At 73.4% G+C, this 11,923-nt stretch carries 10 protein-coding genes and 1 pseudogene; 7 read left to right on the top strand and 4 right to left on the bottom strand.

Annotated features, from left to right (window positions below; genetic code table 11):
• The 3 genes and pseudogenes from ND748_RS15460 to ND748_RS15470 all read left to right on the top strand — a co-directional run.
• Positions 1 to 249, top strand: a pseudogene (locus tag ND748_RS15460) (ABC transporter ATP-binding protein); the annotation flags it as partial.
• Entirely contained in the window at positions 246 to 716 is a 471-nt protein-coding gene (locus tag ND748_RS15465; RefSeq protein ID WP_251746507.1) for an NUDIX hydrolase, read from the top strand. The pseudogene ND748_RS15460 and the gene ND748_RS15465, both read left to right, overlap by 4 nt.
• Positions 717 to 850: 134 nt before the next feature.
• Positions 851 to 2,149, top strand: a complete 1,299-nt coding sequence (locus tag ND748_RS15470; protein ID WP_251746508.1) for an ABC transporter substrate-binding protein — start codon at positions 851 to 853, stop codon at positions 2,147 to 2,149.
• Between the two features lie 154 nt (positions 2,150 to 2,303).
• Here the strand turns inward: ND748_RS15470 and ND748_RS15475 are convergent, their stop codons facing one another.
• On the bottom strand, positions 2,304 to 2,930 hold the full coding sequence (locus ND748_RS15475; RefSeq protein WP_251746516.1) for a TetR/AcrR family transcriptional regulator: 627 nt from the start codon (positions 2,928 to 2,930) through the stop codon (positions 2,304 to 2,306).
• Between the two features lie 257 nt (positions 2,931 to 3,187).
• Here ND748_RS15475 and ND748_RS15480 point away from each other — a divergent pair, with 257 nt between their 5' ends.
• Entirely contained in the window at positions 3,188 to 4,081 is an 894-nt protein-coding gene (locus tag ND748_RS15480; protein ID WP_374215933.1) for a TIGR03620 family F420-dependent LLM class oxidoreductase, read from the top strand.
• Between the two features lie 183 nt (positions 4,082 to 4,264).
• Positions 4,265 to 5,344 (top strand): GntG family PLP-dependent aldolase, encoded by a 1,080-nt coding sequence (locus tag ND748_RS15485; RefSeq protein WP_308205643.1) that lies wholly within the window; start codon positions 4,265 to 4,267, stop codon positions 5,342 to 5,344.
• Between the two features lie 66 nt (positions 5,345 to 5,410).
• Here the strand turns inward: ND748_RS15485 and ND748_RS15490 are convergent, their stop codons facing one another.
• Positions 5,411 to 6,202: a VOC family protein gene (locus ND748_RS15490; RefSeq protein ID WP_251746511.1), complete on the bottom strand. Its 792-nt coding sequence runs from the start codon at positions 6,200 to 6,202 to the stop codon at positions 5,411 to 5,413.
• A 269-nt stretch (positions 6,203 to 6,471) separates the two neighbouring features.
• Positions 6,472 to 7,674, bottom strand: coding sequence for a CaiB/BaiF CoA-transferase family protein (locus tag ND748_RS15495; RefSeq protein ID WP_251746512.1), 1,203 nt, complete (start codon positions 7,672 to 7,674; stop codon positions 6,472 to 6,474).
• Positions 7,675 to 7,869: 195 nt separating this feature from the next.
• Here ND748_RS15495 and ND748_RS15500 point away from each other — a divergent pair, with 195 nt between their 5' ends.
• Positions 7,870 to 9,753: an AMP-binding protein gene (locus ND748_RS15500; RefSeq protein WP_251746513.1), complete on the top strand. Its 1,884-nt coding sequence runs from the start codon at positions 7,870 to 7,872 to the stop codon at positions 9,751 to 9,753.
• A gap of 24 nt (positions 9,754 to 9,777) precedes the next feature.
• Here ND748_RS15500 and ND748_RS15505 read toward each other — a convergent pair whose 3' ends face one another.
• On the bottom strand, positions 9,778 to 11,184 hold the full coding sequence (locus ND748_RS15505) for a glutamate decarboxylase (RefSeq protein ID WP_251746514.1): 1,407 nt from the start codon (positions 11,182 to 11,184) through the stop codon (positions 9,778 to 9,780).
• Positions 11,185 to 11,484: 300 nt separating this feature from the next.
• Between ND748_RS15505 and ND748_RS15510 the strand changes: the two genes are divergently transcribed.
• On the top strand, positions 11,485 to 11,923 hold a 439-nt coding region (locus tag ND748_RS15510; protein ID WP_251746515.1), incomplete at its 3' end, for an acyl-CoA dehydrogenase family protein.

Raw genomic sequence — 11,923 nt, forward strand, 5'->3', positions numbered from 1 at the left:
CAGCGACGGCGGGTGACGCTCGCGCGGGGACTGCTGCGGGACTCCCCCGTCCTGGTCCTCGACGAGCCGACGGCGGGGCTCGACGACGCCGCGGCCGAGCCGCTGCTGCGCGCCCTGCGCCGGCTCGCCGCCGACCGGACCGTTCTGGTGATCACCCACGACCTGCGCCTGGCGGCCCGCGCCGACCATCTCGTCGTCCTCGAACGCGGCCGGCTGGCCCGCCCGCCACCGGTAACGTGCCGGCCATGACGGCGTTGCTCGACGACTACGTGGCCCGGTCGAGGAAGGCGGTGGCGGCCGGCTGCCTGCTGTTCGACGCCGCCGGGAGCGTCCTGCTGGTGGAGCCGACGTACAAGCCGAACTGGGAGGTCCCCGGTGGGATCGCCGAGCCCGGCGAGTCGCCGCGGCAAACCGCGCAGCGGGAGCTTGGTGAGGAACTCGGGCTTGACCTGCCGGTCGGGCGGCTGATCTGCGTCGACCATCTCGCCGTCGCCCCGAGCGGGGCGGACGCGCTGCGGTTCCTGTTCGCCGTGGACGGTCCGCCGATCCCGGTGGACGCGTTCGTCCTGCAGGCCGAGGAGATCCGCTCGGCCCGGTACTGCACTCCCGCCGAGGTCGCCGAGCGGGCCGCGGCGCGCCTGGCCCGTCGGATCGCCGCATGCCTGGCCGCCCCGCTCCTGCCGGTGTACCTGGAGGACGGCGCCCCCGCCGGGTGATCCGTCGACGGCCAACCCCCCTTGACCAGATCTGTGACCTGGATAACATAGCTCACCATGTGAGCTGGGTAACATACCCGGCTCTCACCGCCAAGCCCGTCCGACGGGCCGCGTGTGGACGAGATGGAGGGGCTGTGGGTAGCACGGGTGTGTGGGGGAGGAGTCCGCGCCGGGCGCGGGTGGGAGCGGCGCTCCTGGCCGTCGGCCTGGGCTTGTTACCGGCCGCGTGCGGCAGTGACGGCGGCAGTACGGGCGGGGGCGCCGGGGCGGGCGGTGGCGGAGCCACGGCTTCGCCGGCCGGCTCGACCACGACGCTGCCGCCGGGCACGAAGGCGGCCGGCGCGCCAGTGAAGATCGGCTTCATCACCGCGGAGGGTGGCAGCGCGATCTCGCTACCCGAGGTCCGCGAGGGCGCCCAGGCCGCCGCCGCCTACGCCAACGACTACCTCGGCGGCATCGGCGGGCGACCCGTCCAGCTCGTCGTCTGCAAGTCGCAGGAGGACGCGGCCTCCGCCCGGACCTGCGCCAACGAGATGGTCGAACAGAAGGTCACCGCCGTGAACATCGGCACCACGGCCTTCGCCGACTCGATGGTCCCGGTCATCACCGGCGCCAAGATCCCCTACACGACCGGCGTGGCGGCCAGCGGCGCCGAGTTCGTCACCGACGGCGCCTTCTCCTGGACCGGCGGCTTCCCCGCAACGCTCGGTGTCATGGCGCAGACCGCGAAGGACAAGGGCTACAAGAGCGTCTCCCTGTTCGTCACCGACGCCCCTGCGGTGACCGCCGGCGCGAACGCCCTGGGCAAGCCGGTCTTCGCCAAGGCCGGCGTCGGCCTCGACATCGTCCCGATCCCGGTCGGCACGCCGGATGCCACCTCCCAGGTCACCGCGGCGATCAACAAGAAGCCCGGCGCGGTGATCCTCGTCGGGGAGGGGACCTTCTGCAGCACGGTGCTCAAGGGCCTGGTCGCGGTCAACGCCACCCAGCCGAAGTTCGTCATCCAGCCGTGCCTGTCGAAGACCGTCGAGGACGCCGCCCCCGGCGCGTTGGACGCCGCGACGCTGTTCACCCCGGGCGACACCGAAGGCGACAACGCCGAGTCTCGGCTCTACCGCACCGTGATGGGCAAGTACGCGCCGAAGACGGCCCTCGACGGCTACGCGGTGACCGGCTACCAGAACCTGCTGGGCCTCGTCCGCGCGCTCAAGGGCCTCACCGGGGACGTCACCCCCGCCTCCGTGACCAGCACGCTCAAAGCCGCCAAGGACGTGGTCCTGCCAGCCGGCGACGGCCTGACGTTCACCTGCGACGGCACCGCCATCCCGAACCTGAAGGCGCTGTGCTCGACGGGCTCCGTCGTCGCCACCGTCAAGGGCACCAGGGCGACCGACTACCGGACCGTGGACTCGGCCAGCCTGTTCGGCGGCTGATCCCGCACCTCGGCGCGTGGAGTGAGCCCCAGGCCGGCGACGACGGCGACGGCGAGCGACGCTGACCTGGCATCCAGGTCCGTCTTGATCGACGACAGCGCGATGTTGACGATGAAGCGGAGACGGGATGACGAGGCTGCGCGGCCTCGGGTGCCTACCGCCCGGCGTCGGCCGGCGTGGGGTCGGCCGGCGTGGGGTCGGCCGGCGTGGGGTCGGCCGGCGTGGGGTGGAGAGCCAGACCCTCGACGGTCAGGTGCAGCAGGCGGTCGGGGGCGAGGCTGCCGGGCAGGGCCGCGGAGGTCTGCTCATGCGCCCAGGACAGCCCGCTGACCAGGGTGAACAACTCGAGGACGGTCACGTCAGGCCGGATCTGCCCCGCCTGCTGGGCGGCGCGGAGCAGGTCGCCGCCGGCGGTGCGCATCGCCTCGCAGGCGGCGTGCAGCTCGCTCGCGGGGTCGAGCAGGGTCTGGATGAGGGCCGCGGTGAGCCCGCGGTAGGTGCCGTTGAACGCGACGAGTTCACGCAGCCAGGCGAGCAGCGCGGGAGCGGCGGGCCGGGCGGCCGCCACCTCGCCGGCGGATGCGGTCAGGCGCTGGAACTCCTCGCGCAGCACGGCCTCCAGCAGCGCCTCCCGGGCCGGGAAGTGCCGGTAGAGGGTGCCCGTGCCCACGCCGGCGCGGCGGGCGATGTCCTCCAGGGAGGCGCCGGTGCCGTGCTCGGCGAAGGCCACACGGGCCTCGGCCAGCAGCCGCTCGTAGTTGCGGCGGGCGTCGGCGCGCATGGTGCGCGTCCCGCTCGCACCACCCACGCTCCCACCCCCGGTCCGGTGTCGCCCCCACGTGGCCAACCGGAGCCTACCTCCACTATGGTGGTGCATCACCGACCGGAGGCAGCCTCCGGTTAGCTCGGCAGCAGATGAGGGAGCGGGTCGTGACGGCAGTGGACGTGGAGACGGTGACGACGGCGGGCACGCGGGCCACGAGGGCAGGCACGGCGGGTACGCGGGCGACGACGGCCGGGGCGGTGAGCACGGCGCGGGTGGTCGCCGAGACGCGCCGGCGGCTCGGCCGGTACGGCGTGTGGCTGGCCGCGGCCACCCTGCTCGCCACGCCGGTGGCGGTCCAGCGCCGCCAGTTCGACCGCATCGAGCGCCTGGGCTACGGCTCGCTGTGGGGCGCCGAACCGCCGGCCGGCGCTCCGGTCAGCGGCCGGGAGGCGTTCACCCAGCACGGCCTGATGCTGGCCGCGACCGAGCGGATCGTCGTCGGCACCGGCATCGCCAACGTGACCGTCCGCGAGCCGGCCGCCATGCACACCGGGGCCGCCACCCTCGCCGAGGCGTACCCGGACCGGTTCGTGCTCGGGCTCGGCGGGCAGCAGGGGTCACGCCCGCTGACCGCGCTCGGCGACTACCTGCGGGCGGTGGACGACGTCGCGGCCTGGCTCCTACCCGCGCCGCGCTACCCGCGGGTACTCGCCGCCCTGGGCCCGCGCGCCCACCGGCTCGCCCGCGACCACGCCGACGGGGTGCACCCGTTCCTGCAGCCGGTGGCGCACACCGCCGCGGCCCGCGCCGCCGTCGGCCCGGACCGGCTCGTCATCCCGCATCAGGCCGTGGCACTCGAGGCCGACCCGGCGACTGCTCGGGGACAACTACGCGCCATCTTCAACGCCGGGGCGGTGACCGCGGAGTCCCCGTACACCAGGAACTACCGGCGCCTCGGCTACGACGACGCGGACCTGTCCGGCGGACGCAGCGACCGGCTCGTCGACGACATCCTCGCCTGGGGAGACGAGGCCACCGTGGCGGCCCGGCTGGCCGCCCACCTGGCCGCCGGCGCCGACCACGTGCTCGTGCACCCGTTCGCCGCGGACCTCCCGGCGGCCGTCGACCAGCTCGAACGGCTGGCCCCGCTGCTGACCGGCGCCTGAGGGTGTCGAGCAGCGTCCGGCCGAGCGTGCCGAGCTAGCCGGACGCGCCGGCAGGGCGGGCGTAGGCCATTACCATCGCCAATCGTGACCATCGACGCTTCCCGTGACGGCAATCCCACGGACGACGCGGCGGGCGGTGGCGACCAGAGCGCCGCGTCAGCCTCGCGGTCGGCGGGTCGACCGGTGGCCAGGCCGGCCGAGCCGGTCGATCTGCGCAGCGACACGGTGACCCGGCCGACCACGGCGATGCGTAAGGCGATGGCGCAGGCCGAGGTCGGCGACGACCACTACGGCGAGGACCCTTCGGTGCGGGCCCTGGAGGAGTACGCCGCGGACCTGCTCGGCCACGAAGCGGCCGTGTTCGTGCCGAGCGGGACCATGGGCAACTTCGTCGCCCTGCGCGCCAGCGCCCAGGTCGGCACCGAGGTCATCGCCGACACCGAGGCGCACATCGTGACCTACGAGATGGGCGGCCTGGCCTCGCTCGGCGGAATCCAGACCCGCACGCTGCCCGGGCTGGTTGACACCGCGGACCTGGCGGACGTCGCCGCGGCGATCCGCTCGCACAGCGTCGGCGGGGACTACGGCGTCGGCGGCAACTACAGCATGGTCCGCACGAGCGTGCTGGCCGTGGAGAACACGGCCGCGAGGGCAGGCGGGCGGGTCTGGGCGCCGGCACGGCTGGACCAGTTGGGCGACCTCGCCACCGCCGCCGGGATCGCGCTGCACTGCGACGGCGCCCGGCTGTGGAACGCGGCCGTGGCCGGCGCCGTCGAACCACGCCGGCTCGCGGAACCGTTCACGACCCTGTCCGTCTGCCTGTCCAAGGGGCTCGGTGCCCCGGTCGGGTCGCTGGTGATCTGCGACGCCGGTCGGGTCGACGAGGTCCGGAACTGGCGCCGTCGGCTCGGCGGGGCGATGCGCCAGTCCGGCGTGCTGGCCGCGGCGGGCCTGCACGCGCTGCACCACCACATCGAACGCCTCGCCGAGGATCACCGGCGGGCGGGCGAGCTCGCCGCGCTGCTCGCCGACGCCGCGCCCGACCACGTGGATCCCAAGCAGGTCGAGACCAACATGGTCCTCGTCAAGGTCGCCGACGCCGGACGGTTCACTCGCCGCGCCGCGGAGCAGGGCGTGCTGATCGGCGCGACCGGCCCGACCACCCTGCGGATCGTCACCCACCTCGACGTCGACGACGCGGGCATCCGCCACGCCGGCTCGGTCCTCGCCGGCCTGCTGCACGCCGAGCCGGCCACCGCCTAGAACTGGCCGGTCACGGGGACGTGGCAGCGGGCCCGGTGCGGAGCGCAGACTCGGTACGCGGCAGGCTCAGCTCGCGGCGGGCGTGGTGACGTTGGGCCCGAGCAGCTTGAACACGGCGCCGGTGGGGTCGGCGGCCGCGGCGAGGCGGCCGTACGGGGTGTCCTCGGCCGGCAGGACGACCGAGCCGCCGAGCGCAGCGACCCGTTCGAGCGCCGCGTCCGTGTCCGCCGTGGCGAAGTACACCGACCAGTGCGCCGGCACGCCGTCCGGCAGGAAACCGCTCGCGTCCATGATCCCGGCGTGCGCGGCGTCGCCCGGCCCGTAGGTCGAGTAACGGAACTCCGGGGTGTCGGCGGCGACGTGGACATCCCAGCCGAAGACATCACGGTAGAAGGGGACCGCGGCGTCGTACTCCCGGGTGAGCAGCTCGAACCAGCCCGGCGCGCCCGGCTCGGCGGCGACCCCGAAGCCGCTGTGCGAGCCGGGCTGCCACAGGCCGACGGCCGCGCCGCCCGGGTCGGTCACCACGGCCATGACACCGAGGTCGGCCACGGCCATCGGCCCGACGATCACCCCACCGCCGTGCTCGGTCGCGGCGGCGACGGTCTTCTCCGCGTCGGGCGTGGACAGGTAGACCGACCAGCCGTCGGGTGCGTCCATCCCCGGCTGCTTGGGCATCAGGCCGCCGACGCGGACGCCGTCCTTCGTGAGGTTGGTGTAGCCGCCGAACTCGGCGGCGGGCTCCTCGGCCCCCCAACCGAACAGCTCGCCGTAGAAGACCTTGGCGCCGGCGGCGTCGGAGGTCATCAGGTCGACCCAACAGGGGGCGCCGGCCGGGATGTTGTCTCGCGTGGGCATGGTGACTCCTTCGAGTGCTGCGAACCGTGCCACCACCCTGGACCCCACCACCGACAGTTTTTGCTGGTCGCCTGGCGGGACGCCGCCCGGAGGCAACGACGGGGACACGGTTCGGGCCCGCGGCGGGATCGTCGACCCGGCTGGGATCGTCGACCCGGGTGGCCATCGGTCGCACGGAACGCCTGTGACCAGGGCGTACCCACGCCCTGGTCGGCGCATCCCGGCCCGGGCCACGCGCCACCGGCCGCCACCGGTGCCGGCCGTCGGACTCAGGGCTCGACGATGACCTTGTCGTCGAGCAGGCGGCGGATCTCCGTCTCGCCATAGCCGAGTTCGGTGAGGACCTCGCGGGAATGTTGACCCAGGGTCGGTCCAGCGCGCCGGGCCGCCGGCAGTTCGTCGTCGAACTGCACCGGAGCGGCCGCGAGCCGGACGTCGGGATGCTCGGGGTGCGCCATGAGATAGCCGTTCTCGACGACCGCCGGGTCGGCGACGACCTCCATCGGGGTCGCGAAGAACGAGAAGATGCAGCCCTGGGCGCGCAGCTTCGCGTCCACCTCGGCGTGGCCGAGCGTGGTGATGACCGCGTTGATCCGCTCGTGGATCACCGGCCAGCCGGCCTTGCGCGAGGCCGGGTCGGGGAAGCGGGCGACGAGATCGTCCAGGCCGAGAGCCCGGCAGGCCTGCTCCCAGTAGCGTGCCTCGTCGATCATCATCAGGGACACCCACCGGCCGTCGGCGGTCCGGTACTGGCGCACGAGCGGCGAGATCTGCTCGTCGGCCGCCATCGGCATCTGCCCGCCGGCCAGGGTCGTGTAGGCCAGGTCTGGCCCGAGCGTCCAGGCCGCCGAGCCGAGCAGGGAGGTGTCGACCACGATGCCCTTGCCGGTCCGCCCCACGTGGACGAGCCCGGCGCAGATGCCGCCGGCGAGAAACATTCCACTCGGGCCGTCGCCGAGGGCCGGGCGCTGCTTGGTCGGGCGCGCCGCGTCCGCGTCGGTCAGGACGTGGGCAACGCCGCCGCGCGCCCAGTACGAGACGCCGTCGAACCCGCCGGCCTCCGCGTCTGGCCCGCGCTGCCCCTGACCGTGCCCGCGGGCGTACACGATGGTCGGGTTGAGCGCGAAGACGTCGGCCGGTTCGGTGCGCAGCTTGCGGCGGACGCGGGGAAGCTGGTTGGTGATGTACACCTCGGCCCAGCGCACGAGTTTCTCGAAGATCTCGCGGCCCGCGGGCTGCTCAACATCTAAGGCGATGCCGCGCTTGTTGCGGTTGAACAGCTCGAACTGGAAGTCGTAGCCGTCCTTCGTGGCCACCATGCCGCTGGCGATGATCCGGCGCATGGCGTCGCCGGCCAGCCGCTCGATCTTGACCACATCCGCGCCGAAGTCACCGAGCGCCGCCGCGGCCGACGGCACGAAGCCGTGCTCGGAGAAGTCGAGGACCCGGACGCCCTCCAACGGTCTGGTCATGACTGCTCTCCCTGTCTAGGTTCTCTTTTGCGCGGAACGTAACACCACCAGCTGGGCCGAAGTCATGGTCAGCGACGGCGGGCCAGGGCCGCACCCGGCACGCCTGGCACGCCTGGTGGTGCCGCGCTGGACGGTCGGCGACCGGGGTGCCGGGAATGCGTTCCGGCGGTCGCCGGGCGCGGGAGGATGAGGCCCATGGGCGCATACCAGCGGGAGTACGACCGGGCCGCGAACGATCCCGAGGGATTCTGGGCGGACGCCGCGCAGGCACTCGACTGGACCCGGCCGCCGCGGCGGATCCTCGACGCCGCCGACGCGCCGTTCACCCGCTGGTTTCCCGACGCCGAGCTCAACACCTGCGCCAATGCCCTCGACCGGCACGTCGCCGCGGGCCGGGGCGACGCACTCGCGCTGATCTACGACTCGCCGGTCACCGACACGATCCGCCGCTTCACCTTCGCCGAGCTGACCGACGAGGTGGCGCGCGCCGCCGGGGCGCTGGCCGCGCTCGGGGTCGGCCACGGCGACCGGGTCATCATCTACCTGCCGATGATCCCCGCGGCGGTGGTGAGCATGCTGGCCTGCGCCCGGCTCGGCGCGGTGCACTCGGTGGTCTTCGGCGGGTTCGCGGCGGCCGAACTCGCCGCCCGGATGGACGACGCTCAGGCGAAGGTCGTCGTCAGCGCCTCCTGCGGCATCGAGCCGACGCGGCTGGTGCCGTACAAGCCAATTCTCGACGAGGCGATCGCGCTGGCCGCCCACGCTCCCGCCGCGACCCTCATCGTCCAGCGAGACCGGCAGCGCTGCTCGATGGTCGCCGGCCGGGACCACGACTGGGAAGCGTCGCTGGCCGCGGCCACGCCGCGCCCGCCCGTGCCGGTCGCCGCCACCGACCCGCTCTACATCCTCTACACGTCGGGCACCACCGGCCGGCCGAAGGGGATCGTGCGCGACAACGGCGGCCACGCCGTCGCCCTGGCCTGGTCGATGGGCAACATCTACGGGGTCCGGGCGGGGGACGTCATGTGGGCGGCCTCCGACGTGGGCTGGGCGGTCGGGCACTCGTACGCGGTCTACGCCCCGCTGCTCGCCGGCGCGGCGACCGTGCTCTACGAAGGCAAACCGGTGGGCACACCGGACGCCGGCGCCTTCTGGCGGGTGGTCGCCGAGCACGGGGTCAACGTGCTGTTCACCGCGCCGACGGCGATCCGGGCGATCAAGAAGGAGGACCCGGCGGGCGCCCTGATCCGCGGGTACGACCGCTCGTCGCTGCGCGCGCTGTTCCTGGCCGGCGAACGGCTCGACCCGGCCACCTACGACTGGGCCGTCGCGACCCTGGGCATCCCGGTGATCGACAACTACTGGCAGACGGAGACGGGCTGGCCCATCTGCGCCAACCCGATCGGCCTGGAGCCGCTGCCCGCCCGGGCGGGCTCCCCCACCGTGGCGATGCCGGGCTACGACGTGCGGGTGCTGGACCCGGCGGGCCAGCCCGTCCCCGCCGGCACGGAGGGCGCAATCTGCCTGCGCCTGCCGCTGCCGCCCGGCGCCCTGCCGACGCTGTGGGCGGACGACGATCGGTACGTCGCGTCCTACCTGTCCGCCTTCGACGGGTACTACCTGACCGGCGACGGCGGCTACCTCGACGCCGACGGGTACCTGTTCGTGCTGGGCCGCACCGACGACGTGATCAACGTGGCCGGGCACCGGCTGTCCACCGGCTCGATGGAGGCCGTCCTCGCCGCGCATCCGGCCGTGGCCGAATGCGCCGTCGTCGGCGTCGCGGACGCGGTGAAGGGCCAGGTGCCGCGCGGGCTGGTGGTGCTGAAGACCGGAGTCGACATCGGGCCGGACGCCCTCGCCGCGGAACTGGTCGCCCGCGTCCGCGCGGAGATCGGGCCGGTGGCGGCGTTCCAGCGGGTCGACGTGGTGGCGGCCCTGCCCAAGACCCGCTCCGGCAAGATCCTGCGCCGGACCATGCGCGAGATCGCCGACGGCCGCTCCCCCGCCGTCCCGCCGACCATCGAGGACGCCACCGTCCTCGACGCCCTGCGCCCCGTCCTCACCGCCGCTCCCTGATCACACCGCCGCCGTGCGAGGCCGTCAGTGGTGGAAGGACGCCGCCTCGCCGTCCGGCGGGGGCGGCGGGAGGGGCCGCCCGGCGCCGGTCAGCCTGTCCACGACCCGGCGCAGGTCGGCGACGAGCAGCCCGGCGAGATCGCGGCTGAACTCGTGGCGTACCACGATCCGCAGCACGGCGAGATCGGTCAGGTCCGGCGGGAACCGGTAGGCGGGCACCAGCCAGCCGCGGGTGCGCAGCAGCTCGGAGACGTCGAAGACGGTGTACTCGGTGATCTCGTCGCGCAGCCGGAACGCGAACGCGGGAATCCCGCTGCCGTCGGAGACGAGTTCGAAGGGACCCATCCGGGCCACCTCGTCGGCGAGCCACCGGGCGTTGTCCCGGCACGCCTGGGCCACCCGGCGATAGCCGGCGAAGCCCAACTGGAGCAGCGTGTAGTACTGGGCGACGACCTGGGCCCCGGGGCGGGAGAAGTTCAGCGAGAACGTCGGCATCGTCCCGCCGAGGTAGTCCACCTCGAACACGAGCTCGGCCGGCAGATGGGCGCGGTCGCGCCACAGCACCCAGCCGACCCCCGGGTAGACCAGCCCGTACTTGTGCCCCGACGCGTTGATCGACACAACCCGGTCAAGCTGGAAGTCCCAGATCAACTCGGGGTCGCAGAATGGGGCGACGAACCCGCCGGACGCGCCGTCGACGTGCACCGGCACGTCCGGGCCACCGCCGGCGGCCAACTGGTCGAGCGCGGCGGCGATCTCGGCGACCGGCTCGTAGCTGCCGTCGAACGTCGAGCCGAGGATCGCCACGACACCGATCGTGTTCTCGTCGCAGCGCGCGGCGGCCTCGTCGGCAGTCAGATGGGTGCGGCCCGGGGCCATCGGAACCAGCCGTGGCTCCACGTCCCAGTAGCGGGCGAACTTGTCCCAGCACACCTGGACGTTGGCGCCCATGACGAGGTTGGGCCGGTCGGCCGGAGCGCCCGCCGCCTGTCGCCGAGCCCGCCAGCACCGCAGCAGCGCCAGGCCGGCGAGCATGCACGCCTCGGAGGAGCCGGTGGTCGAACAGCCGACCGCATGCTCCGAGTCGGGGGCGTGCCACAGGTCCGCGAGAATGTTGACGCAGCGCTTTTCCAGCTCCGCCGTCTGCGGGTACTCATCCTTGTCGATCATGTTCTTCGGCGCGCACTCGGCCATCAGCCGATCGGCCTGGGGGTCCATCCAGGTGGTCACGAACGTCGCCAGGTTCAGCCGCGCGTTGCCGTCGAGCATCAGCTCGTCATGGACGATCTGGTAGGCGGTCTCGGGCGAGATCGACTCCTGCGGTATTCGGAACCGGGGGACGACCGCGTCCTCACCCGGCCGGACCAGCTGCGGCCGCACGTCGACCATCTGCTCCGCCTGCGCCCCACTCGCCTTCCCGTGCAGAGCCATCCGGTGTCCCCTCCAGTCGGGTCATCTCCAGCAGGGTCATCCCCGGCCGGCCCTCGTCGGCGCACCCGAGTCTGCAACGCACGAGTCCGGCAACCGCCGGCGACATCCCGGTGACCGAGGTCGGATCGCGCCGCCTCCAACCGACGGCGAGACGTCCCCGCAGGACAGCTGCCTGTCGCACGAAATCCGACCACCCACCGCAATTAATTGACCGCGCGCCACACAACCTGTTTGAGTCGGTGACGGATGCCACACCACGTGACCTCACCCACTGCTTTCCGCCCCGCGCGAGGAGGGCCCATGAGCTCGGAGTTCGCCTGGTCCGCTGAGCAGGTCGAGCTGCGTCGGACGGTACGCGCGTTCGCCGCGGAGGTCAGTCCGCAGGAGGAAGTCCGGCGGCTGATGGCGTCGCCGCTCGGCCACGATCCCGCCGTCTGGTCCCGGCTCGGCGAGGAGCTCGGTGTGCTCGGCCTCGCCACGGACGAGGAGTACGACGGCGTCGGCGACGGGCTGGTCTCTCAGGCGGTGGTGATCGAGGAGCTGGGTCGGGCACTTGTGTGCGGGCCGCTGCTCGGTTCGATCATTCTCGGCGCCACGGCGCTGGGGGGCCTGAGCGACAAGGCGGCGCGGGCCGAGCTGCTGCCGGGGCTGGTCGCCGGCCGCACCACCGCCGCGCTGGTGGCGCCGTTGCACCGGGGCGGATTCGACCCGGCCGCCGTCACCGTGACCGCCACCGCCC

The organism is Frankia sp. AiPs1 (assembly GCF_023716945.1).
Classification (GTDB): Bacteria; Actinomycetota; Actinomycetes; order Frankiales; family Frankiaceae; genus Frankia.